The sequence below is a fragment of the Pedobacter psychrotolerans genome, assembly GCF_004340665.1.
Classification (GTDB): Bacteria; Bacteroidota; Bacteroidia; order Sphingobacteriales; family Sphingobacteriaceae; genus Pedobacter; species Pedobacter psychrotolerans.
Window position 1 is genome coordinate 60,173 of sequence record NZ_SLWO01000011.1, and the last position, 24,682, is coordinate 84,854.

The window sequence follows — 24,682 nt, forward strand, 5'->3', positions numbered from 1 at the left end:
CAGTCTAAGTATTATGTCTTGCACATTGCTCCATTTTAGCATTAGATTCATTTTTTAAACTGGCGAAGTTCTGCCACGCTTTTGGCCTTTGAAACTTCGCAAGTTGACGTTGAATCGACTTACGAAGTTTTGATGGATTGGTGTGCAGGGGAAACTTCGTCAGTCTAAACACATCATGTTTACACATTGCGCTACTTTAGCATTAGATTCATCTTTTAAACTGGCGAAGTTCTGCCACGCTTTTGGCCTTTAAAACTTCGCAAGTTGATATTAAAAACCTTTTCTGTTTCAACACTGTTTTAACAATTCTAATCCGATTAGAACCTTACTACAAAATACATCATTATGGGTTTGAAACAATACGAGGCCAAGCGTAATTTTTCTAATACTGCTGAGCCTAAAGCAGGGAAAAGCAAGGATAAAAACAAACTGCAATTTGTGATTCAAAAACATGATGCCACCCGTTTGCATTATGATTTTCGTTTGGAAATGGATGGTGTACTCAAAAGCTGGGCTGTGCCCAAAGGTCCGTCTACAGACCCTAAAAACAAGCGCTTAGCCATGATGGTTGAAGATCATCCTTTCGATTATAAAGATTTTGAAGGGATTATTCCAAAAGGAGAGTATGGAGGCGGAACAGTAATTGTTTGGGATGAGGGTACCTACGAGCCAATAGAAACTATAAAAGGCAAAAAAGCGCAAGAAAAGCATCTTTTAAAACAACTTTCAGAAGGGTCGGTTAAAATTAAACTCAATGGAGAAAAACTAAAGGGCGAATTTGCATTAGTGAAAACCAAAGGCATGGGCGAAAATGGCTGGCTTTTAATCAAACATCGGGATGATTTTGCTACGACCAAAGACATTACCAAACAAGATAAATCTGTCCTTTCCGGAAAAACCATTAGTGCAATGGAAAAAACATCAGAAGAGGTTTGGAAAGATGGTAAAGCCCAAAAAGTAAAAGTTCCGAAAAAATCCCCGGCTAAAAAGATCATGCCTAAAGAGGAAACCATTGGTGAGCAAGATGATGTAGATGTGAAGGCTTTGCTAAAGAAATCACCAAAATCTGCTATGCCTACCGGAATAAAACCCATGCTGGCCACATTGGTTAATGAACCGTTTGATGATGATAGCTGGCAATACGAAGTAAAATGGGATGGATATAGAGCCCTGGCTACAATCAATAATGGTGAGGTTGAACTGCTTTCCAGAAACAATAAATCTTTCAATGATAAATTTTATCCCATTTATGATTTACTCAGCGAATGGAAAATTAATGCGGTATTAGATGGAGAGATACTGGTGTTAAATGAAAAGGGCATTTCTAAATTTGGATCATTGCAAAACTGGCGCAGCGAAGCAGATGGTGAACTCGTCTTTTATTTATTTGATTTGCTGTGGTATGATGGCAAGAATTTGATGGAGCTTCCTTTGTTTCAACGTCAGGCCATTTTAAATGAAATTTTGCCAGCAGATGATGATCGGGTACGGCTTGGAAAGGTTTTTAAAGCGAGTGGAATTGATTTTTTTGCCGCAGCGAAGAAAATGGGACTGGAAGGTATTATTGCAAAGAAAATAAACAGTACATATGTATCGGACAGGAGATCAAAAGACTGGTTAAAAATAAAGGTAAGCAAGCGTCAGGAAGTGGTTATTGCAGGATTTACTAAAAATGAAGATACTTCAAAAGCATTTAGTTCTTTGTTACTTGGCGTGTATGACAAAGGAAAACTACTGTATGTAGGCAAGGTGGGAACAGGTTTTTCTGATCAGATGCAACGCGAAATGATCAAGCAGTTTGAACCCTTAATTATCAGCAAGAGCCCTTTCGATGAATTACCTGATGTGAATAAACCCTCTCGGTTCAGGCCAAATCCTCCTAAAGCAAAAGCAACCTGGTTAAAACCAGAATTGGTTTGCGAGGTGGCTTTTACAGAAGTGACAGAGGATGGTGTATTCAGGCATCCATCTTTTCAGGGCATGCGTGAAGATAAAAAAGCAAAAGACGTTGTCCGTGAAGAAGAAATGGATACAGAAAAGGTAATCAGCGATAAAGTAGCTAAAACAGAAAAGCACAGTGAAGCCATCAAAGCACCTCAACAAACGGAACGCAAAACATTACTCAATCCAAAAGAACAAACCCAGGTTCGTAAAATAAAAGGGCATGAGCTAAAATTTACCAACTTAAGTAAAGTGTATTGGCCTGATGATCAGGTAACCAAAAGAGATCTGTTCAACTATTACTATCAGGTGGCTGATTATATTTTACCTTACCTCAAAGACCGGCCGCAATCCTTAAATCGTTTTCCTGGAGGAATCAATGGGAAAAGTTTTTATCAGAAAGATGTGAAGGGGAAAGCGCCAGATTGGGCTAAAACTTTCCCTTATGAGAATGGCGAGGGAGAAAAAAAGGAATATCTGGTGGGAACCGATGAAGCTTCTTTGCTTTGGATGGCTAGTTTGGGCTGCATTGAAATGAATCCATGGTTTAGCAGAACTCAACATCCAGATCATCCAGACTATTGCGTAATTGATCTGGATCCGGATCAGCATTCATTTGATCAGGTGGTAGAAGCCGCGCAGGTTACAAAAAAAATCCTTGATGCGATTGATGTTCCATCTTATTGTAAAACATCGGGCTCTACCGGGATGCATGTTTACATTCCCTTAAATGCAAAATATAATTACGATCAAAGTCAGATGTTTGCCAAGATGGTAGTTAGTTTGGTTCAAAAGGAAATTCCAGACTACACCTCGCTTGAAAGAATGATTCCGGCCAGAAAAGGTAAGATGTATCTTGATTTTCTTCAAAATAGGCCAGGAGCCACTATTGCGGGGCCTTATTCGCTCCGACCTAAACCGGGAGCTACGGTTTCCACACCGCTACATTGGGATGAGGTTAAAAAAGGACTGGAAATGAAGGATTTTAATATTTTTAACACGCTGGATCGATTAAAGGCAGAAGGAGATTTATTTAAAGGAGTTTTAGGAAGAGGCATTGATTTAAAAAAGGCCGTGAATAAAGCTAAAACCGTTTTTGGTTAGTAAATAATAATCTTTTTCATTCCCTATATTTGGAAAAAAAATTGAAATAATGATTGCACACCATGTTTTATTCTGGCTTAAAGCCGATATCACCGAAGCGCAGAAAGCAGCTTTCCGTAAAAGTTTAGAAACCCTGGAACAAATTGAAGTCGTAAAAACTTTTCATTTGGGTACACCAGCACCTATTGAGCGCGCAGTGGTAGATACGAGCTATACCTTTAGTTTATTGATAATGTTTGAAGATTTAACCGCACATGATGTTTATCAGGTTCATCCGCTACATAAAGCATTTTTGGATGAATTTAAAGTTTATTTTGAAAAGGTAATCATTTACGATGCCCACTAAATAAGCATAATAAAGTTTAAAATGCCGGCATTGTCCGGCATTTTTTATTTAAATGAATTGGGTTTAAAAGAATTAAGAAGAATAAATTTAAATGTGTTTTATTTGGAATTATTCTAAATAGTGTGATATTTGTTGAATCTCCTCTAATTCAATAAGCTCATGTGTAAAACAACGATACTTGCTCATAATCAAAATATCACTATAGCACAATGCAATAATTGTAAAGTGATGAATATCTGGCGTGCTGGTGTATTAATGAATTTTTCATTTGAACAGTTTGATGCCTTTTGTTCGGCGACCAAAAAGTTATGTTTTGATGATTATCAGGAAAATCATCCTGACGGTAAAGAAGTGGTAATCTTATCAACACCCTTTCCTGATATCAGCCTGGTTTTCACCCGGGATGAATGGCATGAGTTTTTTATTAAAATAGAAGAAGCTCTATATATGAAAAAGGTGTATGAATTAGTATACTCTTAAATCACTCCATCAATGTAAAATGATTTATACTCAGATGTTGGTATATTGTTCCTGATAAAATCCAGATGCTTTCACTTTGCGTAAGTTTTAGAAAACGCAATCATGGAAAAATATGCTACACAAATTAAAAGATCCTCTGCAAGCAGGCATCAGCTTGAAAAAATAAAAGTCGGTGATCTCGTAGAGGACGAGTTTGGTAAATCTGGAAAAGTATCCGATATTGAAAAAATCTGTTACAGTAATGAACAGCATTATTACTTCTACTTAGGAAAGTCAGGAACAATACTGGTGATTATTTAGATCAGGATATTTCTGTTTAAAATGAAGCTTTAGCCCCTTTCCTTTACGTATATTGTAGCGTAATTTCCGATTTTTTATGGCATTAAACCAAGATCATTTCTACGCTAATCTGATCATTAATAAGTTAAAATTAAGCAAGTTGCTACTGAAGAAAAATCTGTTTGCAGCTGTTCCTGATGATTGGTCTGTTATTATCACGGATATAAAAAGTTCTACCAACGCAGTAGATTCGGGCTTGCATGAAGAGGTTAACCTTATTGCCACCGGAAGCATTGTAACGGTCTTAAATATCGCATTTAAAGCGGGCATTCTGGTTCCATTCTTTTTTGGTGGAGATGGTGCTACTTTCATCGTGCCATCCAGCATTGTAGATGTAGCCATGAAAGCACTATTAAAATATCGTGCAAATACCTTAACAAATTTCAAATTGGAGTTGCGTGCAGGAATCGTGACTGTTAAAGAGATTTACAAGCAAGGCCATTCCCTTAAAATCGCCAGGTTTAACAGCGGTGAAACTTTTTCCATTCCTATTGTTTTAGGTGATGGACTGGATTATGCAGAAAAGATCATCAAGGGTGAAGATTATCTGCTTTCGGGCCACGAGAGTGCAGAAGAAGAAATAGATTTAACGGGGATGCAATGCCGTTGGGATAAAATTCAACCACCTGAGCATAGCGAAGAGGTGGTAACACTTATTGCAATTGTACAGGATTTTAATAAACAGGCAGAGGTTTTTAGTAAAATTATTCATCACCTGGATCAGATTTATGGCTCGCCTGAAAAACGCAAGCCAATATCCATCCCCAAACTGGTGTTTCGTACCTCCTTCAATAACCTCGGCAGAGAAATGCGGCATCAACTGGGTAAAATAAAATGGCTGGAACTGGTCAAAAACTGGTTTGTCAATATGTATGCCTTCGTATATTTTAGAACCGATAGTGGTCAAAAATACCTCCGGCAATTGGTCGAAATGTCTGATACACTTGTCATGGATGGCCGGATCAATACTGTTATCACGGGGACGGAAAAGCAACGCCTGGCCTTGGAACAAGCGCTTCAACGGATGGAGAATGCTGGAGAAATATCCTTTGGAATCTATGTTAGTGGTGAATCTGTAATGTCTTGTTATGTTCGTGATTTTGAAGATGAACACATTCATTTTGTGGATGGGGCAGACGGTGGTTACACAAAAGCTGCAGGTGTTTTGAAACAAAAATTGAAAGCAAAGCTAGTTTAGCATGAGTTGGTTTTGTAATTTCAGATTCATGAGGTCAAAGCACATATAAATGGTGAGTAGGGCATATGCGTGGAAAAATTGTACTACAGGTGATTTAATTATCTCATCTTGAATATTTGATTTAAAGATCGGAAATGTTCAGGCTTAAACTTAGGCGATTTCTTTGCCAGTGTTGTTAACGGATTGAGGCTGAATGATAACGAATTTAACCAATTCATATTCGGCCTTAATCTTTTCTCTTATTCGGTCTATGGCGCCGGTTAAATCTTCTGTATCCAACTCCGGACGAAACGTTAAAACCAATATCAATAAAACTTCCTTCGGAGACTGATAAGTGGAAAGTATACTTTTTACTGCAACAACATCAGGATCACTTTCTGTTAAATCTTTTAGCTTTTGTTGTGTCTCAGGACTTAATCCTTCACCCATTAATAAACTTCTACTCTCTCTGGCTAAGATAAATGAAACGAAGATCAACAAGATTCCGACTAAAACAGAGGCCAACCCATCTAAGAATGGCATATTTAAATTATGGCTTAACACCATCAATATAAAAACAATTAAAAGTCCTAATACGGCTGCACCATCTTCAAAAAGCACCAGAAATCCTGAAGGATCCTTGCTTTTTATAATTGCCTTCCACCATGATAAGCCTTTTCGGGTTTGGTTAAACTCTTTAATGGCTACCATAAACGAGGCACCCTCAAACACAAAAGACAGTGCCAAAACAATATAATTCCATCCTGGATTAACCAAAGTTTCCGGATGCCTGATATGCGTAATACCTTGCGAAACCGATAGTACGCCGCCCAGGCCAAAAATCATAATGGAAACGATGAAAGACCAGAAATAGAGTTCTTTTCCATAGCCGAAGGGCCGATACTCATCTGCAGGTTTAATACTTCGTTTTAAGCCATAAAGCAGTAAAAGTTGGTTGCTGGTGTCTACCGTAGAATGAATTCCTTCCGCAATCATAGAAGAACTATTGGTGAATGCACCGGCAATAAATTTAGTCACTGCAATTAGTAAGTTAGCTGCAAGTGCGCTGTATATCGATTTGTTGGCTTTTGCCATAATTAGAAATTGTAAATGATATACCTTAAACCAAATCCTTAGTTTTTAGTTTGACGGGCTAAAAAAAATACCAGGATCAAAACATCTATTGTTTGATCCTGGCCTGATATAAAAGAATTTATGCTAAGATCTGATCAATTAGCTTAATTTCTTCGTCGCTGAAGGTGGTGTGATCTAATGCCATAATTGCATCTGTAATTTGTTCGGGTTTACTGGCTCCGATTAAAACCGATGTAATCCGTTGATCCTTTAAAATCCAGGAAAGTGCCATATGCGATAACTTTTGTTGGCGGGTGCGGGCAAGATCATTTAACTTGCTGATCACTTCAATTTTTTCGGGCGTGATACTGCTTTCCTTTAAAAAGACACCACTAGTGGCCACACGCGAGTCTGCAGGAATTCCATGCAAATATTTATCGGTGAGTAAACCCTGAGCAAGCGGGGAAAAAGGAATGCAACCCACACCGTTTTGTTCCAGCACATCAAGCAATCCGCCTTCTACCCAACGTTCAAACATCGAATATTTTGGCTGATGGATTAAGCAGGGTGTACCGTTTTCTTTCAATATTTTGATGGCTTTTTCTGCTTCAGGTGCCTGGTAATTGGAAATCCCTACATATAGCGCTTTACCTTGTTGTACCATTAAGCTTAAGGCATCCATAGTTTCTTCCAACGGTGTTTCCGGATCTGGGCGATGGTGATAAAAAATATCAACATAATCCAGTTTCATTCGTTTTAAACTTTGATCCAAACTGGAAACCAGGTATTTTTTCGAGCCCCAATCGCCATAAGGTCCATCCCACATGGTGTAGCCAGCCTTACTTGAAATGACCATTTCATCACGGTAGCCCTGAAAATTCTCCTGTAATATTTTGCCGAAAACTGCCTCTGCCGATCCTGGAGGTGGTCCGTAATTATTGGCCAGGTCAAAATGGGTAATGCCATTATTGAAAGCCGTAAAAATTAAGTTTCTACTGTTGTCAAAGTCATTTACATGCCCGAAATTATGCCAAAGGCCAAGTGATATAGCAGGCAATTTTAATCCGCTGTGGCCACAACGGTTATATTTCATTTTATGATATCGGTCAGGAGAAATGCTATTATTCATTTGGTTAGGGTTTAGTATATATTAGGGAGGATGGGTTATAATAATAAGTGATTAAAATAGCTGATTCAAAACAGGGTCATTGTAATCATCAATAAATGCCATGATATTCTGATAAGCTGTAAATTCATCGGCAGTATGCATGGTCGTTATGGCTACGCATCTCATTCCTGCATTTTGTGCAGCTTCAACACCTTTAGGCGCATCTTCAAAAACGATACATTCATCAGGAGTTATACCTAAAATGTTGGCGCCTTTGATAAACGTTTCAGGATCAGGCTTACTTTTTTTTACGTCTTCTGCACTTACGATCGCATCAAAGTAAGATCGTATATTCAAATTATCTAATACGAAATTGATATTGAAAGGGATGGCTGCTGAGCCAATAGCCATCGAGATATTTGCCTGTTTAGCACGGTTCATAAATTCTTTTAGGCCGGGAATTAGGGTAAGATGTTCTTTGTAAGCAGCCTGATAACGTCTTTCCTTTTCAATGGAAATCTGGTCTATCTGCTCCTGAGAAAAATAACCAACACCAAAAACCCTTTCCAGAAGTTCCTGATTTTTACCATACATCTCCTTTTTTACAGCAGCAAAACTGATGTTTGCACCAAGATCTTTGGTTAGGATATCGTGCCAGGCATGATTATGAAATGCCATATCATTAATCATTGTTCCATTTAAATCAAAAAGAAATGCTTTAGGTTTTATATCCATCATGGTTGCAAAAATATTAGATTTTTTTGAGCAATAGGTCAGTATCTTCTCATACTTTGCCGTATACGATTTACAGGATTATTCATTTCAATCAGTGCTTTCATTACTAATGCTAAATTGAAGCGGAGACTCAGGTATTAATTATCCCTTACAGGTTTCTTACGGAAGTAAAAGTAGCATAAAGGGAATAGGCAAATGATTCCCAGCAGAAAGCCGCCAATCGTATCTGTAAGCCAGTGTGCGCCTAGATAAATCCTGGAAGGCGCAATCATGATTACGAGAAATGCTGATATATAAGTAATTGTATTTCTGGTTGTCTGGGGGATTTGCTTTAAGGTTCGCATTAATATAATCAGGAATCCAAAGAACAGTACATAAGAGAGTACGTGCCCACTAGGGTAGCTTTGAAACCGGTTAACTTCCACCAGCCTGACATAGAAAGTAGTTGGACGCGGTCGATTGATGATGTTTTTAACACCAAGAATGATGAGACCCGAAAATAAGACCATTGAAATATAAAAGGCTTCACGCCTGAATTTCTGCCAATAAAATATAGCAGCCACCACCAGCACTGAAAGCAAGGAGTAAGGCAATTCACCAAAAAAGCTAATGGCTAACATTACTTTATCCATCCAGCTGGATTGTAATTTTTGAACCAACAAAGATGCTTTAATATCAAATGGAAGGATGGGGTGTTTGGCTATAAACACACTCAAAGTGGTAAACGCGAGGATTAGTAGAACAAGTATGGATAAAAGAGTATTGGGTTTAAACCTCATTTGGCTATATCATTGAATTTTCAAAACTATCAAATTATAGGATAGGTAAGTAATTTTAGACCAAAAATTATTAATGCATGTTACAGAGAATTAATTTAAAATGCTCAATTGTAGCTCTATTTCAGTGCGTTATGATTAACTAACCGATATTATACATTAATGAATTCAATTAAATAGAACATCTTGATTTCTGTAAAGAATAATGCTCTAGAATGAAGAGTTAGCTTTATAGATAGCTAATGAATTGGCATGTCTCGATACCACATCAGAATATTCCGATTGCTTACCGTTTAGCAAAAATTATTTTAAGGTAATTTGTTTGGGATCTGTTACCACAATTTGTGTTTTGCCTTTAAATTCGGTTACAGTTCCGGTAATACAAACATTGTTTCCTAAAAACATACTTGCAGGTTCAGAAGTGAATTTGGCCAGATCGACTTTGTTAATCACTACTGTAATTAATTCTTTTGGATAAGCACCACCCAGATTAATCAGTGTTAACTTATCCAGTGCCTTAGTGCTGTAAACGGAATCGCAAATTGTTACAACCTTTCCAATATATTGCCCTGCGTTTTTGGCTAAAACCATCGTTTGACTTTTAGCCAGGTAAAAGGAGAACATCATGGCAAACAGAACGGCAAACTTTTTCATATGGGATGTGATTTATTAAACCAATAAGGATGATTTATCGGTTTAGCTAAGGCAAAGATATCAAGTGGATTGATAAAAAATGCTGTTCCTTTTGTAACGCTTCAGATATAATACCTCAAAACCTGAAATACTATCAGAATCAGTTAAGTAAATTCTGCGAATTAAACAAATGAACCATTTATTTGTATCTTATCAAAATCTATTCATTATACAATAAAAGACAACCAAATGAACAAATTATTATTAAGCATTTTTCTGTTATCCGCAGGAATTGCAAATGCACAATTAAAGCCAGTAAACTATGCTGATGGTACACAAAAACTTAATGGAATGGTTACCGCTAATGCAGGTAAGAAATTGCCAGGTGTATTAATATTGCCAGCCTGGAAAGGAATAGATGAAGAAGCGAAAACGGCTGCGTTGGAATTACAGAAACAAGGATACATTGCATTCATTGCTGACATTTACGGAGAAGGCAATGCACCAAAAGATAATGCTGCGGCTGCTCAGCTATCTGGAAAATATAAACAAGATTATCAGGCCTACCAAAAACGGATATCCCTGGCTTTAACAGAATTGAAGAAAGCAGGCGCAACGGCAGATAAGTTGGCGGTAATAGGATATTGTTTTGGCGGCGCTGGCGCATTAGAAACTGCCCGGGCGGGTTTTCCGGTACTTGGCGTAGTATCCATTCACGGAAGTTTAGGTAAAGCAGCAGATAGAAACAATGGTGCCTTAACAACTAAAATGTTGATCGAAAACCCTGCTGATGACCAAAGTGTAACGCCTGAAAACATGAGTAATTTAATTAAAGAAATGAATGATGGAAAAGCAGATTGGCAAATCATAACCTATGCCAATAGTAAACATACCTTTACTGATCCAAAGTCTCCTGATTATAATGAGGTTATGGCCAAGAGGGCATGGAAGCATACCCTGATGTTTTTGTCGGAGATTTTAAAGTAATATTTCCTATAGGTGATCCAATCTCTAAAAATTAGATGTTGTATTTGGATTCAATCAATAAATAAATACTCCTTTAATGTTTATGTCTTTGAAATGTCATTGTAAAGTCTTAGCTTGGATTTCCTAAACTCTTTAAACTTATGGATGATAGAACCAACTTAATCACTGGAGTATTTTTAATACTAAGCTCACTTGGCGTATTTTTCGAAATCTTTAGAGCGAAAAAGGCTGATAAGCGTTATTAACATGATTTCCTTTTCAATAAAATGTCTTGGTTGGTGTCTCACCAATCAGGACATTTTATTTAGGTTATCAGAAAGCAAAAATCGAAGTAGTTATTTTTCTATAATACACAACTATGAGGGGAACTCCCCTCCTAATTTAGGAGGGGCAGGGGGTGGTTAAACATTAATCTACTGGTTGGTGTCTCACCTACCAGTAGATAGTTTATTGAAAAATAGCAGTTTTCTATTGACAAATCATAATCCTCCGAAGGCTTATGGTATCTCACCAAAAAGCAGGTATATCTATTTGATTATTAACTAGTTTTGCTATAAAGATTCTTGGATTTAAACCAAAGTATTAAATTTAGATTCAATGTGCGCCCTTGCCTTCTTTTGAAATTCATCAGGAGTTTCACCAGTTTGCTTTTTAAAGAAACGACTAAAATAGGGGCGATCAGAAAAGCCTAAATCATAAGCAATTTCTTTAATAGTCACCTCGCTGTGGATCATTCGTCTTTTGGCTTCCAAAATAATTCTATCATGAATAATTTGTGTGCCGGTTTTATCTAACTTTTCTTTCAGTATTTGGTTTAATCGCTTGGAGCTGATTCCGAGTTTACCTGCATAAAAATCGATATTGGTTACAGTAAGGAAATTACTTTCCAACAGCATTAGAAATTCGTAAACTCTCTTTTGATGAACATCATGACTGGTAAACTCATGCTCCTTAACACTGATTAATTTAAGCAGAAATACTTTAAGTAAAGCCTTAAGCATGATGAAACTATTTCCATCACGGTTATATTCATCTTCCATAATTTGATAGATGGCACCCAACTCTTTTGAAGATGCTGCATCTAACCTTAAACAGGAAAATTCGCCCTGAACATTAAAAATCCTGAAAAGATCGAGTAAGAAATCTTTATCCTCTTCCTCCAGCATTGACCTTTTAAAAGAAATCAGTTCGCCATTTTTTCCTGCCTTATTCAATTGGTGTACCCTATAAGGTGGTATCAGATAAATCCAATCACCTTTAATATTAAAATTAGGATCTGATATGCTGTGCAATGGATCTTCATTCTTTAACCATACCACTTCAAAAAAATCTTTCCTGCCAGGATCATTTAAGTAACTAGGTGGGCAATTGTTCAGATTCCGAATATAAATAAGTGATTTTTCAAGTGGAGTGGGTGTAGCTACAATCATGTTGATCCAAAGATAAGTACTTGTATTTTATCGCTTTGGATATTCAGCGCATTTTGGTGGACTATTCGGAAATGAGTGGATATTTATGTTAAAAGGATGACTTTTTAATGATGCGTTTAGCTGATTGTCCCACATTATGTGGCGATTGTATAACTACTTACCTTGGACATCCATTTACCTTTGACATATCGAATACGATGATATGGAAATGCAAAATACAATAGAAGAATCAATAGATAATCAGCAATTGGTTTGGGATTTACAATCGAATTTAGAACTGGTACTGAATGAGAATTTAAAACTGGCTAAAAAAATGGATCTGGAAAGTCTGGTTCCTTTTATCAATTACATTCAGCAATCCCCACGTATTTTTCTAATTTCTGCCGGAAGATCAGGTTTTGCCATGCGCTCTGCTGCCATGCGACTGATGCATTTAGGTTTAGCTGTACATGTTGTGGGCGATACCACCACTCCAGCTATTCAGAAAGATGATTTACTTATTGCAGCTTCTGGCTCTGGCACCACCAGTGGAATTGTAAGGGCTGCAGAGAAAGCAGTTTCAGTAGGGGCAAAGCTTTTGGCCATTACCGCTGATCAGCAATCTGCACTCGCTAAGCTGGCAGATCATATCGTTTATATTCCCGCTGCTGGAAAGGAAGAGCATGGTAGCGGAAAGTCACAACAATACGCAGGAAGTTTATTTGAACAGTTTTTACTGCTTTTAATGGATGCCGTATTTCAATCTTTATGGAAACTTGATGGCACACCTGCGGAAGAATTATATAAAAGACACGCTAATCTCGAATAATATATTTTAAATTTTAATTATAAATCAATACCATCATGGCAAAATTACAAGTAGCAATAGATTTGTTAACTACCGAAGAGGCACTGGCACTAGCGGCAAAAGTAGCTCCTTATGTAGATATTATTGAGTTGGGTACACCATTAATCAAAAACGTTGGTTCATCGGTAATCACCGCAATGAAAAATGCACATCCTGATAAATTGGTTTTCGCTGATTTAAAAACTGCTGATGCAGGTGAACTGGAGGCTGATATCGCATTTAAAGCAGGTGCAGATTTAGTGACCGTTATGGGCGCAGCCGGAAATGCCACCATTATTGGTGCAGTTAAAGCAGCTAAAGCACATGGAAAAGGTGTAGTGGTAGATACTATTGGTTATCCTGACCGTGTAAAAAGGGCGCAGGAAGTAACAGAACTGGGTGTAAAATTCGTAGAACTACATGCAGGCTTAGATGAGCAATGGACAGATGGATATTCTATCCAGGTTTTAATTGATGAGGCTGCCAGAGTAGGTGTACCAGTATCAATTGCTGGCGGAGTAAATATTAATAACGTTGCAGCGGTTGTTAAATCGGGTGTAGAAGTTGTGGTAGCTGGTGCGGCCATCTATGGTGCAGAAGATCCTGCAGCTGCGGCAAAAGCATTGCGTGAGGCTATGGAAGCTGCGGTTTAAGCTTTCATTTAATCACATAAAAAATGGAGCGTTCATTCGATTGCTCCATTTTTTATTTTATCTTTTTTATAAAAGATTATACAACAGCAGGTCGGCCTAATTTTTTCAAAAGACGGAAATGCGAAACCAATGCAGATGAAAAAGTATTGTTCTCATGATAGGGGATACCATATTCCAAAGCTGTCTGCTTCACAATCACAGCGATACGCCCATAATGAACATGACAAACCTTTGGAAAAAGATGATGTTCAATCTGCCTGTTTAAGCCACCAAGAAAGAAAGCCGCCATTGGAGATTGCGTAGCAAAATTTGCCGTGGTACGCATCTGATGTTCTGCCCATGCTTCTTCCATATTTCCATTTTCATCCGGCTTAGGAAAGGTTGTTTCTTCTACCACATGTGCCAGCTGAAAAACCAGCCCCATGGTAATGCCTTGTGCCAGATGCAATAAAACAAAACCAATCAATACCTGCCACCAGTGGAGATTCATCACCACCATTGGAAGAATAATGAAAAGTCCGTAATATAAAAATTTGAAGAAAAACAGATTGAAATACTCTATTTTAGGGTGTATATTTTCACGTGCGCCGATACGTTGCTGAAAGAATTTTTTATAATCCTTCCGCAATACCCATGATAAAGAAGCCAATCCGTATAAAGGAAATGCATACCATTGTTGATAGCGCTGATGCGGTTCCAGTTTATCCTCATGGTTAATGCGAATTAATCCGGGCGCAATCTCAATATCTTCATCGTGACCTGGAATATTGGTATAGGTATGGTGAACAATATTGTGGGTGATGTTCCATACATAAGGACTCGCACCCACCAGGTGAAATAGCATGCTTAAAGTTTTATTGGTTCGCTTGCTGGCAGAAAAGGCCCCGTGAATGGCATCATGACAAATGTTAAACCCAATAAATGCGCAAACCATGCCCAGTAATAAGGTGAGGAAAGTAAGGGTAATTCCATTTAAATCAGCCAGAATAATAGTAAGGTAAAGCACAATAAACAAGCTGAGAAAAATAAATGTTTTGAGCCACATCAGGCCATTTGCATGAATACTTAAATTGCGTGATGCAAAATCGGCGTTTACATTCTGCCTTAATGTTGCATAAAAATTGGCACCGTTCTGCGCCGGAAATTTTGTTTTTGCTTTCATGTCTCTTCTCTAACCACCCTATGTACAGGGTCGATACTTCCGAGTTCATCAAGCTATTTAACTGCAAGTAATTTAAACAGTCAAGGTATGAACGTAATATCTGATGATAAGTTTTACATTATAATTGTTTATGTTGAATAATCCGTTTCCTGTAAGTTGTAAAATGAGAAAGCCCCATATTTCTATGAGGCTGAATTATTTTTGCTTTAAAGACATCCATCGTTTAAAGCATAAACCAAACAAACTAAATAATAGACAAAGTAAAACTTAAATTGTTTTCTGGTTTTTGAAAAAAGTTGAAATTTATTCTTTTTGTAATTGATTTGTAAATCCATCCAATAATTCCATTGTTTTTACAGCTTCTTCTCCACTGCATGGGTTTTCAGCCTGATTTAGAAAATAGGCTACTACTTTTTCAATCATGGGTTGCTCTACATGTGCCAAAGGAAGAAAATCTAATTTTTCATCTTCTCCGTTTATCGTTAGGATAATCTGATGGCCAAACATTGGAAAACTAATTTTTCCTTTCGTGCCAAAAATTTCACAGCGATCAAGTTGCTGTTCTTCCGCTACGGTAAAACACCAGGTACCATTAAACACCACACCATTTTCAAATAAAATATGCCCGGTTACCAGATCATCCACTTGCCCGTTTCCGGATTGATTGACAGCAATACCATGAGCGGTTTTAATTTCTCCGAAATAATATAACATTAAATCAAGCTGATGAGGTGCCAGATCGTGGAAAAGTCCACCACCGGCAATTTCCGGATTAGTTCTCCAATCAGATTCAGCACTGGCAATGATAACGCTTTTTTGAGGTTGCAACATCTTTAAGTCAATAAACCGGATATCGCCAATCGCCTGTTCCTCCAGAAGTGATTTGATTTTTAAGAACAAGGGTTGCAGCCTTCTATAGTGTGCAACAGAGAGTTTTATACCATATTGGTTAGACGCTACGACCATTCTTTTAGCCGCTTCACTATTTAAAGCCATTGGTTTTTCCACATACACAGGCTTGCCCGCTGCAAGAGACTTAATCGTGAATTCTTCATGCTGAAGGGGAGGAGTAGCAATATAGATGGCATTTACTTCCGGGTCATTAATTAATTCGTCTGCGTTACTGTACCATTTTGGTACGCCATGTCGCTGTGCATAATCTTCAGCTTTTGCAGCATCTCTCCGCATTACAGCTACAAGCGAAGAATTGGGTGCCTTGTTGAAAGCAGGTCCGCTTTTTACTTCAGTTACATCTCCACAACCAATAATTCCCCATTTAATCTCCGTCATATGCATAAATTTAATTTGACCGGTAAGTTAAGGATAGTGACTTAAGATATAAAGCGAGATTTAAATTTTATTATTCATAAACCATAGCAAGCTTTGATATTCTTTTAATTGAGCATATTTCGAAATGCTACAGGAGAAAGATTTGTTTTCTTTTTAAATAGTGTACTGAAAGATTGAGCATGCTCAAAACCTAGCGCATAGGCAATTTCATTAACAGACAAGTTTGTGGTAGAAAGTTTTTCTTTCGCTTTCGCAATTAATTTTTCGTGAATATGCTGCTGTGTATTCTGCCCAGTATGAACCCGCAATAAATCGCTTAAATAATTAGGCGATAAATTCAGCTTGTCTGCCAGGTAATGTACCGTAAGTAAGCCCATACTTGCCGTATGGTTTGCATTAAAGTAGTCATCAATAACCTGTTCAAATTTTACCAGCAATTGATGGTTATTGTTTTTTCGGGTAATAAACTGTCTCTCGTAGAAACGATTAGAGTAATTAAGCAGCAATTCAATCTGCGATAAAATAATTTCCTGCGTGTGCCTGTCGATATGCAAACACTCCTTGTCAATTTTTTTGAGGATGGTAATTAAATTATCTTCCTCCTCTGCGGAAAGATGCAGAGCCTCATTTACAGCGTAAGAGAAGAAACCGTAGTTATTTATCGTATTTGCCAGGGCATGTTTAAGTAAAAAGTCTGGATGGAAGATGAGCAAATAACCTGAACCACATTCCATGTTTTGTAAATCAAGAGACTGAACCTGATTGGGTGCCGTAAAGCTAAGTACGCCTTTGTCGTAATCGTAATGCTGCTGACCATATTTTATTTTTCCTGTAGCCTCACGTTTCAGTGCGATGCAATAAAAGCGGTTAACAAATCCCTTCCACACCTCATCTTCAATAAATATGCATTCTGCCAGATTGATTACACTCACTAAAGGGTGATAGGGCTCCGGAAGCGATAATAAACGATGAAATGCTGATATGGATGAAATGGCGTTCATGATGATGCTAATTTAAAGATAAATAAATTGAAAAGGCACAACTCCAATTATTCTGAAAGTTGTGCCTGTGGTTTAATCAATAAGTCCCATGCTAAATTCGTCATAAGCACTACCTGTATCGGTACCCAATGGAATGATGCCTTCCAGTTTTGAAACATCGCTTTCACTAAGATGAATAGCTGCTGCAGCGATATTTTGATCTAAATATTTTCTCCTTTTAGTTCCTGGGATTGGGATAATGCCTTTATTCATTATCCAGGCCAATGCCAATTGTGTAGCAGTTATGTTTTTATCTGCCGCCATAGCTTCAATGGCTTCAACCAGTTCGATGTTTTTGTGGAAATACGCTTCCTGAAAACGAGGAATTGATCTTCTGAAATCGTTAGTAGGTAAATCGTCAATGGTACGAATCTGACCGGAAAGGAATCCTCGCCCAAGCGGTGAATAAGCTACAAAACTGATTTCCAGTTCTTCCAATGTTTGCAAAATCCCTCTTTCTTCTACAGTGCGTTCAAATAGTGAATATTCGCTTTGTACTGCACTGATTGGGTGAATAGCATGTGCTTTTTTTATTGTTTCTGAAGAGACTTCCGACAAACCAATATGGCCAATTTTTCCTTCTTTTACCAATTCACTCATGGCTTCAACGGTTTCTTCAATAGGAGTGTTCCGATCTAAACGATGAAGATAATATAAATCGATGTAATCAGTTTTAAGGTTTTTAAGCGAACGCTCCAACGCTTTTTTTACATATTTTTTCTGACCATTAATTGCCCATGTCACTTTATTATTGTCGTCTATTTCCCAACCAAACTTAGTGGCAATAATATAATCATTCCTATGACCATCTATCGCTTTTGCAATGAGCTGTTCATTTTTTAAAGGACCATATAAATCAGCGGTATCCAAAAAGTTAACGCCTAATTCCCTTGATCTATGAATGGTGGCAATGGCTTCTTTTTCATCAGCCTTTCCATACATATCAGCCTCTTCAAAGCCTGTCATGCCCATACAGCCTAATCCCATTACCGGAACGATTAAACCTTGATTACCTAGCTTTATTTTTTTGATTTCCATAATTACTTATTTTATGGTTCAAAGCTCGGGAAGATCGAAAGCGCAACTGTATGCAAAACCCTGAAAGTTGTTTGCAAATCAATGAAGGTGATTTTAGGTAGGGATGAGATTATGGGGCTTGTAAAAAAAATAATAATTTAACCACCCTAGTTTTTGATTCTACCCTGTTCGCTGTTTGTACTCGTTTCATCATGTTTACGCTGACCAGAAATTGATTTGCCAAAGCGATAACTTAAAGTAAGGATTGCTGTTCTGGTATCTAATACATTGCGGTAGTTTGCCTGTGTTTGGAGAAGATTATTAATGGTACCGCTATTTACATAAGAATGAAACAGATCATTAACAACTAATTTTAAACTTGTACTTGTTGATATTTTTTTTGAAATGGCTGCATTTACGCTATTTTGAGTACCCGCCACAAACTTAACATCGCCCTCGTCTGAAATATTGCTTACTGAAAAAGAATGCCAATTACTACTTTATTTAAGTAAGCATCAAAACGAATTAATTAAAAGAAATGATATTTTAAATTATTTGTGGAAGGAATCTGATTTCTTTAACGGGCGTAGCATGGATGTTTTCATCAGTAGATTACGTAAATATTTAGCGGACGATCCAAACATTCAGATTGAAAGTGTACGCGGAATCGGATTTAGGTTTTTTATTAAATTTTAAGTGTAACACAAGTTTGTTTCACCAGTGTTTCATACAGTAAGATTTATCATTCGCTTGTAAATGATTATTTTGTTGTTGAGGGGATTTTAATGTTTCCTTCCATAATGAATCGCCATTACAATTCCATGTTCATCTGCAATAGGTTTTTGTGGAAAAGTGTATTGTGGTTGTAATTTTCCGTTTTGCTGAATGATGGTTTGCATAGCAGATAAACATAAAGCATCAAGTATATCATCCGGAGCCACTGCTGTTCTGTTAAACGCATGAATAGCAGATTGATAAAGGTTTTCTGTTCGTAAATTAAACTGTTGTAAAATAGAAAGCCGTTCATGAATGCCCTCTTTGGTTTTCTTGCTGGCCATTAGTGGCTTACCTGAATTAAGTAACTGAAATGAAATTTCAGGATGTGCTTCTTTAAAACGCAATCTAGCCGCCTGGTTACTGATGAGCAATTCATCCAGTTCTTGCATCTTAGGCATAATAAACCAGGTTTGTTTTGACAGCCCCTTACCTAAAATACGTCGATTCATCTCATTTGCCTCCTGGAAGTTTTCAGCAGCAAATGCTTCCCGGCAGGGTACCGGAAAGAGACTTGATTTTCTTCCTTTTGGTAAGACTGCCCTGGCTTCCTGCTCACAGGTTCGATTCGGGATTTCGGCACTTGGCAAACCTATCGGCATGTCGATCAGAAAATCACAATCTTTTCCGAAGTATGCCCAAACCTCAGCAATATTTTTAAAAAGCTTTACCGTTTCACTTTCGTAGCAGGCGGTAACCCATCCATACCTGCATCCATCTATGCCAATTGCCAGATTACTCATATTTAAATTATGGTTTATAACTTATACAATGCAGAGCATAAAAAGTTGAGCGGAGGGAAGAATGACGTGCTATACCAGATTGATAGTTTATGAAATTTTGAATAATAAATAGGGGGTATGCCGATTGCAATTAAGTTTTAACATCCATATAATTAAGCAATGATTTATTTGTTCAATCTAAAATAAAAATTAATGAACTTTTCTCATAGGTTTTAATCCCAGGTTAGTGAGCATGCTCAAGTCTCCTGCTGTGGTAGGGTTGGGTGTAGTCAGTAATTTGCTGTCCTCACCTGTAAAGATTGAGTTGGCACCAGCCATGAAACACCAGGCCTGCTCAGTTTCAGACATCTCCGCTCTGCCTGCGCTTAAACGAACTTTTGAGGCTGGCATAATTATCCTCGCTGTTGCAATCATGCGAACCATTTCCCATATATTGATTCGCGAGTTTTTTTCCAAAGGAGTGCCTTTCACACGAACCAATGCATTTACAGGAACAGATTCCGGATGTTTTTCCATGGTAGCGAGGGTGGCCAGCATACTTATACGATCATCTATTGATTCTCCAAGTCCAATTATCCCACCTGAGCATACCGTAATTCCAGCTCTGCGGACATTGTTAATGGTACTAATCCGATCATCAAATTTCCTGGTACTGATAATCTGATCGTAATACTGTTCTGAAGTATCCAGATTATGATTGTAGGCATGAAGTCCGGCTTCCTTTAAACGAATCGCCTGATTTTCTGTAAGCATACCAAGAGTGCAACACACTTCCATATCCATCTCATTTATACCTTTTACCATCTCAATTACGCGGTCAAAATCCCGGTTATCCCTTACCTCGCGCCAGGCCGCTCCCATACAAAATCGGGTGGCTCCTGCAATTTTAGCCTTTTTTGCATGTTGCAATACCGTTTCTGTGGGCAATAACGTCTGGACATTAACATCGGTATGGTATCTGGCAGCCTGTGGGCAATAAGAACAATCTTCCGGGCATCCACCAGTTTTAATCGATAACAAGGTACAAAGCTCAACCTGTTCTGGCGCATGCCATTGCCGATGCACACTGGCAGCCTCAAATACAAGAGACATTAAAGGTTGATCATGTATGCCCCGAATCTCTTCCTTACTCCAATCATGTCTGGTCGTTTTTTGTACTTTCATTTTGCTTGTTTTTTTAACTTTAACAGGTATTTGCATGAGTTCAATCCATGCATCCAACCGTTCATTAGTGCTGTTGTCAAAAATAAGATGTGCTCATTACAAGTAAATAGACCGCTCTTGAGATTCTGAATAGTCCGGTGTAGAATTAAAGAAACTGTTTAAGCTAAAGTTGGTTAAAATCATGTGATGATAATTAAATCGGACGGTTGTTTTGATTATTCTGTTTAACATCAAATGCTAACCTGAACACAGCTTTAACCATTAATTTTATTTATTTTGGTTTCTTTCTAAATAAATTAACCATCAATGAAATTATCACTTACCCTCATCCTGGCATTCGCATCTTTAACAGCTATTGCCCAAAAGAAATTACCAGTCATTCAGGCACATTCTAAAAGTGCGAAAATTTACGAAGAAGGCAATTCAGTGTCTGGGTGGGGGATTAATCCAAAAATTGTACTGGATACTTACGTTACCAATAAGCTCAATAAAGCAAAAACTGTCAGGTTCAAAACTGATATCGACTCGATTACATTCCGGATAAAGCCCGGCCAAAAACAGGATTTTATCGTGGTGCTGAATGGTAAAGATTCCTGCCTGACTAGAATTCAGGCACGCATTTCTAAAAATTATAGCCTTTTGAAACCCGAAGTACATGATTCCATTCCTTTTTTTGTCAATCAATATAACACCAACCTGGTGAAGGTCGTGTTTAATAAAACTGATTCCCTACAAATGAACTTTGATACTGGTGCTACTGAGATGTCGCTCACTACTGAGGTGCTAGCAAAAAAGGTCAAATCTCATCCAAGCCTTTACGATACCTTTTATGATATTAAACTCGGTCAGCATGTTTATCAAAGTAAAATCTATGATACCCAGGCGGTTGGACACGAGGCAGACGGACTTTTGGGATGGGATATTTTCGATGGTATGGTTGTGGAACTCAATTATGATAAAAATGTAATGGTTGTGCATTCCAAAATACCGAAGATGGTTAAGAAAAACCCCCACTTTTCTAGTTTTAAGATCCGTTACATGAACGACAGGCCATTTATAGAAAGCAAAATTAATCAGGACGGTAAGATTCATTCCAATTGGTTTTTATTCGATTTAGGCTATCAAAGAACCGTTATGTTAGACAGGGATCTTTTAAACGCAGACCACTTTCCAACGGATAAAATGCAAATCATTAAAAAAACAACCATCCGTGGAACACAAAACAATGAAATCCCGATTATCACTGCAAATCTGGAAAAACTTAAGCTGGGTCCATTTGATTTGCATGATGTTCCTGCCCAAATTGTGAAGGAAAACAAACCGATGAGGGGAATAAATATCCACATTTTAGGAAATGAGGTATTAAACCGCTTTAATACTTTTCTCGATTTTCAACATGATATCATCTACCTGATGCCCAACGCCTCCTTTAATACGGGGTACATTGATCAGAAAAAAAGCTGATTGGATAGTGATGGTCAAAGTTCATCAGCACAATTCCTAAAATAAAAATAAATGCAGCAACTTTAGCTTGTTAGGGTTGGTAATTTAATCGCTGTTTTTATCAATAAGTTGCACCATATTTTTATTGAATGAAGATAGATTCGTTCCTAGTGTCGCAAAAAAATCCAGGTCAGCATTTTCTACCGCTATAATGGCTTGCTGCAAAACAAGTTCGCCACCAGTAGTAAGTTGAATTGTTTTTGCCCTGGTGTCCGTTTCATGTTCCTGACGAGTGATGAATTTTTTATCTTCCAAGGTTCGCAATACTTTTGATACCATCATTCTATCGGCATTACTTTGGTTGGCAATATCAACTTGTGTTACGGCCTTATTCTTTTTTGAAAGCCACCCTAATGCTGCCAATAGTACAAATTGTGTCTGTGTCAAATCCAAAGGATCTAACACCTTTTTTAGTTTCCGCTGCCACAGCATGGTGAGTTGACCCAGTAAATAACCCGGACTATCGTTCGGACTCTTAAAATGAAAATCAATTTCTTTAGGCATATTGATGTTGAAGCATTTTTGATGAAATTAAATCAAAATCGTGTTGATTAATTTCAAAGAAACCAAATCTAAATGGATAACCCCAACTTTTTTTATTGTTGATAAATACCAGATCAGCAATCAATGGAAGAATTGAGGTATCCTGACTTTCAAGAAACGCTATATTACGCCTGGTTGGGCAAAAGTCTTCAGAAACTTGAAATTGATATATTTCATCATCTATTACCTTCCCCAATGCGGTAAATTCCTGGCATTTGTCTGGCCTTCCTAAAGTTTGCTTTCCCGAATAATAAATGACAAAGTCGCCCTTTTTCATCCGCTTTAATGGTGCAGCCTTTCCGTGGCAGGCTTGCGCAATGCCTTGTGCTATGCCATTTTTTACATGGTCTTTTGATGCCACCAGTATCCAATATTTTGTTGATCGTTTGATCATAGTATTTATGATTAATGAATATTTAAGGTACGACTAGTCATTCTGCGTGGCTTCCGTTTGGGCTAAAAATGTAATGATATAACCATCAGGATCTTTTACCATTAATGTTTGACCAAAAGGCGTATGATTAATTGTTCCCAGTATGAATACGCCCTTTTTAATAAGTTGGCTTTGCAGTAATTCAATATTTTCATCTATAGCAAACCATAGGGAAGTGCCCACACCTAATTCTTTTCCATCTATATTAGCAATAGGTGTTCTGATCGCAAAACTTGCTTCGCCGTTATTATACTTAAAAACACAAGCATATGGATTGGTCATTCCAGATAATTCAAACCCTAATTTTTCAGTGTAGAAGGCTTTTGATACCTCTAAATCTCTAACTTGAAGAGATGCAAATGCTAATTTTCTCATGTGATTAATTTTTGTTGTCACAAATATAGTATATATGACTACAATAGTGCTACTCTTCTAACTTTTTTTTAATTTAATTAAATGTGCCTTGTATGAATAGTTTAATTCTGTGAGGAGAAGTTAAGTTGAGGCTATCAGGAGCCAATTAATTAGGGAAGATTATGGTTACGAAGAATAGGGCATAGCTTAATTAGTGTAAAAGTTGAATGGTTAGTGCTTAATCAATTAAGGGCTTTTGCATGTATTTAACTTGATTTTCATTGAGTACAATATTTATCCCATTACCACAGCACTATTATCCCAACTTGATATCAAAATTCATGGTTTTATTTTGTGTGAGTTATTTTAATTGTTTTGAAGTCTCCGCCACTGCTATCTGCTGTAAAAAGACCTATTTTTCCTGAAGTGGTATTATTGAGTTTTTTAACTATTAGCGAAGCTTGGGGTGCATTGTTGATGTAGGCTTTAACAGTTGTGTTGTTAACCAAAAGTTTCATGATAAACCAATCATTGGGGTTTGGTGGATTGATGATTTCTTTCTCAAAGACGGCATTTCTTTCCTGCCTCAGTTTTTCCCAGGTAAAATTAGGATGCGAAATATATTGCACTGCATGAATTCGCCTAACAGAATCGGTTGCGAAAAAATTGAAGGGACGACAATAGACAGCATCATAGTTCATATCATCAATGCCGTGAAAGGCAATCCCAATAAAACTCCGTTGAAAAACGTCTTTTCCACGCATTTTAATTTCAATTGTACCGTTATTAAAGTCCTTAAAAGGTAGCCATACAATACCTTCCTTTTTACTTTCCGATACCTTCAGGTAAGCTCCAGTGTCGCTCGAAACGATTTCGATATCTCTGTTTACAGCCTTAAGCTTTGCACTCTTATACAGGTTGGCAAGTTCGATGGTTTGCTGCGTCTGCCCAAATAGTGAGCAGGGTAACAACATCAAAGTGATGATATAAATGATTCTGGTTCGCGTTTTTGATATAATGATGCTCATGCACAAAAATATGATCCCTGAA

General features: G+C 37.5%; 27 protein-coding genes. 10 read left to right on the top strand and 17 right to left on the bottom strand.

Features of this window, described 5'->3' with window-relative positions; translation table 11 throughout:
- Window positions 1–345: 345 nt before the first annotated feature.
- The 5 genes from ligD to EV200_RS20865 all read left to right on the top strand — a co-directional run bounded on the left by ligD (window position 346) and on the right by EV200_RS20865 (window position 5,408).
- Window positions 346–3,045, top strand: coding sequence for a DNA ligase D (gene ligD / locus EV200_RS20845; RefSeq protein WP_132536248.1), 2,700 nt, complete (start codon window positions 346–348; stop codon window positions 3,043–3,045).
- 49 nt (window positions 3,046–3,094) lie between these two features.
- Entirely contained in the window at window positions 3,095–3,391 is a 297-nt protein-coding gene (locus EV200_RS20850) for a Dabb family protein (protein WP_132536250.1), read from the top strand.
- Between the two features lie 228 nt (window positions 3,392–3,619).
- Window positions 3,620–3,871 carry a hypothetical protein gene (locus tag EV200_RS20855; RefSeq protein WP_132536252.1) on the top strand — a complete coding sequence of 84 codons (252 nt, stop codon included), beginning with the start codon at window positions 3,620–3,622 and terminating at the stop codon, window positions 3,869–3,871.
- Window positions 3,872–3,973: 102 nt separating this feature from the next.
- The gene (locus EV200_RS20860) at window positions 3,974–4,171 is read left to right on the top strand and encodes a hypothetical protein (protein ID WP_132536254.1); all 198 of its coding nucleotides are present in this window, start codon (window positions 3,974–3,976) and stop codon (window positions 4,169–4,171) included.
- Between the two features lie 76 nt (window positions 4,172–4,247).
- A complete protein-coding gene (locus tag EV200_RS20865) occupies window positions 4,248–5,408 on the top strand; it encodes a DUF3095 family protein (protein ID WP_132536256.1) in 1,161 nt (386 codons plus the stop codon).
- A 150-nt stretch (window positions 5,409–5,558) separates the two neighbouring features.
- On the opposite strand, the gene EV200_RS20870 is transcribed toward EV200_RS20865, so the two are convergent.
- The 5 genes from EV200_RS20870 to EV200_RS20890 all read right to left on the bottom strand — a co-directional run bounded on the left by EV200_RS20870 (window position 5,559) and on the right by EV200_RS20890 (window position 9,734).
- Window positions 5,559–6,482, bottom strand: coding sequence for a cation diffusion facilitator family transporter (locus tag EV200_RS20870; protein WP_132536258.1), 924 nt, complete (start codon window positions 6,480–6,482; stop codon window positions 5,559–5,561).
- A gap of 118 nt (window positions 6,483–6,600) precedes the next feature.
- Window positions 6,601–7,590, bottom strand: coding sequence for an L-glyceraldehyde 3-phosphate reductase (gene mgrA, locus EV200_RS20875; protein ID WP_132536260.1), 990 nt, complete (start codon window positions 7,588–7,590; stop codon window positions 6,601–6,603).
- Between the two features lie 51 nt (window positions 7,591–7,641).
- Window positions 7,642–8,304, bottom strand: a complete 663-nt coding sequence (locus tag EV200_RS20880; RefSeq protein WP_132536330.1) for an HAD family hydrolase — start codon at window positions 8,302–8,304, stop codon at window positions 7,642–7,644.
- Between the two features lie 137 nt (window positions 8,305–8,441).
- Window positions 8,442–9,014: a phosphatase PAP2 family protein gene (locus tag EV200_RS20885; RefSeq protein WP_165877993.1), complete on the bottom strand. Its 573-nt coding sequence runs from the start codon at window positions 9,012–9,014 to the stop codon at window positions 8,442–8,444.
- Between the two features lie 369 nt (window positions 9,015–9,383).
- Window positions 9,384–9,734, bottom strand: coding sequence for a single stranded DNA-binding domain-containing protein (locus tag EV200_RS20890; protein ID WP_132536264.1), 351 nt, complete (start codon window positions 9,732–9,734; stop codon window positions 9,384–9,386).
- Window positions 9,735–9,962: 228 nt separating this feature from the next.
- Here EV200_RS20890 and EV200_RS20895 point away from each other — a divergent pair, with 228 nt between their 5' ends.
- Window positions 9,963–10,700, top strand: coding sequence for a dienelactone hydrolase family protein (locus EV200_RS20895; RefSeq protein WP_132536266.1), 738 nt, complete (start codon window positions 9,963–9,965; stop codon window positions 10,698–10,700).
- Between the two features lie 569 nt (window positions 10,701–11,269).
- Here the strand turns inward: EV200_RS20895 and EV200_RS20900 are convergent.
- Window positions 11,270–12,130 (bottom strand): helix-turn-helix domain-containing protein, encoded by an 861-nt coding sequence (locus tag EV200_RS20900; protein WP_132536268.1) that lies wholly within the window; start codon window positions 12,128–12,130, stop codon window positions 11,270–11,272.
- A gap of 208 nt (window positions 12,131–12,338) precedes the next feature.
- Here EV200_RS20900 and hxlB point away from each other — a divergent pair, with 208 nt between their 5' ends.
- Together hxlB and hxlA are read left to right on the top strand one after the other, a co-directional pair.
- Window positions 12,339–12,938, top strand: a complete 600-nt coding sequence (gene hxlB, locus EV200_RS20905) for a 6-phospho-3-hexuloisomerase (protein ID WP_132536270.1) — start codon at window positions 12,339–12,341, stop codon at window positions 12,936–12,938.
- A 35-nt stretch (window positions 12,939–12,973) separates the two neighbouring features.
- Window positions 12,974–13,609 (top strand): 3-hexulose-6-phosphate synthase, encoded by a 636-nt coding sequence (hxlA, locus tag EV200_RS20910; RefSeq protein WP_132536272.1) that lies wholly within the window; start codon window positions 12,974–12,976, stop codon window positions 13,607–13,609.
- 76 nt (window positions 13,610–13,685) lie between these two features.
- Here the strand turns inward: hxlA and EV200_RS20915 are convergent, their stop codons facing one another.
- The 5 genes from EV200_RS20915 to EV200_RS20935 form a co-directional block, all read right to left on the bottom strand.
- Window positions 13,686–14,771: a fatty acid desaturase family protein gene (locus EV200_RS20915; RefSeq protein ID WP_132536274.1), complete on the bottom strand. Its 1,086-nt coding sequence runs from the start codon at window positions 14,769–14,771 to the stop codon at window positions 13,686–13,688.
- Window positions 14,772–15,074: 303 nt separating this feature from the next.
- Window positions 15,075–16,061 (bottom strand): Gfo/Idh/MocA family protein, encoded by a 987-nt coding sequence (locus EV200_RS20920; protein WP_132536276.1) that lies wholly within the window; start codon window positions 16,059–16,061, stop codon window positions 15,075–15,077.
- Window positions 16,062–16,165: 104 nt separating this feature from the next.
- The gene (locus tag EV200_RS20925) at window positions 16,166–17,062 is read right to left on the bottom strand and encodes a helix-turn-helix domain-containing protein (protein ID WP_132536278.1); all 897 of its coding nucleotides are present in this window, start codon (window positions 17,060–17,062) and stop codon (window positions 16,166–16,168) included.
- A gap of 72 nt (window positions 17,063–17,134) precedes the next feature.
- Window positions 17,135–18,139, bottom strand: a complete 1,005-nt coding sequence (locus EV200_RS20930; protein ID WP_132536280.1) for an aldo/keto reductase — start codon at window positions 18,137–18,139, stop codon at window positions 17,135–17,137.
- A gap of 146 nt (window positions 18,140–18,285) precedes the next feature.
- Window positions 18,286–18,558 (bottom strand): hypothetical protein, encoded by a 273-nt coding sequence (locus tag EV200_RS20935; protein ID WP_132536282.1) that lies wholly within the window; start codon window positions 18,556–18,558, stop codon window positions 18,286–18,288.
- Window positions 18,559–18,586: 28 nt separating this feature from the next.
- On the opposite strand from EV200_RS20935, the gene EV200_RS22260 reads away from it, so the two are divergent.
- On the top strand, window positions 18,587–18,814 hold the full coding sequence (locus EV200_RS22260; RefSeq protein ID WP_208864589.1) for a winged helix-turn-helix domain-containing protein: 228 nt from the start codon (window positions 18,587–18,589) through the stop codon (window positions 18,812–18,814).
- An 86-nt stretch (window positions 18,815–18,900) separates the two neighbouring features.
- Here EV200_RS22260 and EV200_RS20945 read toward each other — a convergent pair whose 3' ends face one another.
- Both EV200_RS20945 and bioB read right to left on the bottom strand, forming a co-directional pair.
- Window positions 18,901–19,635, bottom strand: a complete 735-nt coding sequence (locus EV200_RS20945) for a DUF429 domain-containing protein (RefSeq protein WP_132536284.1) — start codon at window positions 19,633–19,635, stop codon at window positions 18,901–18,903.
- 189 nt (window positions 19,636–19,824) lie between these two features.
- Entirely contained in the window at window positions 19,825–20,799 is a 975-nt protein-coding gene (bioB, locus tag EV200_RS20950) for a biotin synthase BioB (protein WP_132536286.1), read from the bottom strand.
- 306 nt (window positions 20,800–21,105) lie between these two features.
- On the opposite strand from bioB, the gene EV200_RS20955 reads away from it, so the two are divergent.
- The gene (locus EV200_RS20955) at window positions 21,106–22,263 is read left to right on the top strand and encodes a hypothetical protein (RefSeq protein ID WP_132536288.1); all 1,158 of its coding nucleotides are present in this window, start codon (window positions 21,106–21,108) and stop codon (window positions 22,261–22,263) included.
- Window positions 22,264–22,347: 84 nt separating this feature from the next.
- Here the strand turns inward: EV200_RS20955 and EV200_RS20960 are convergent, their stop codons facing one another.
- From EV200_RS20960 to EV200_RS20975, 4 genes are all read right to left on the bottom strand, one after another.
- On the bottom strand, window positions 22,348–22,806 hold the full coding sequence (locus EV200_RS20960; protein ID WP_132536290.1) for a MarR family winged helix-turn-helix transcriptional regulator: 459 nt from the start codon (window positions 22,804–22,806) through the stop codon (window positions 22,348–22,350).
- The gene (locus EV200_RS20965; RefSeq protein WP_132536292.1) at window positions 22,799–23,239 is read right to left on the bottom strand and encodes an EVE domain-containing protein; all 441 of its coding nucleotides are present in this window, start codon (window positions 23,237–23,239) and stop codon (window positions 22,799–22,801) included. The genes EV200_RS20960 and EV200_RS20965 overlap by 8 nt, the downstream gene beginning before the upstream one ends.
- 33 nt (window positions 23,240–23,272) lie before the next feature.
- Complete coding sequence (locus EV200_RS20970) at window positions 23,273–23,653, bottom strand: VOC family protein (protein WP_132536294.1); 381 nt, start codon at window positions 23,651–23,653, stop codon at window positions 23,273–23,275.
- Window positions 23,654–23,979: 326 nt separating this feature from the next.
- Window positions 23,980–24,660 carry a hypothetical protein gene (locus EV200_RS20975; RefSeq protein WP_132536296.1) on the bottom strand — a complete coding sequence of 227 codons (681 nt, stop codon included), beginning with the start codon at window positions 24,658–24,660 and terminating at the stop codon, window positions 23,980–23,982.
- Window positions 24,661–24,682 lie beyond the last annotated feature (22 nt).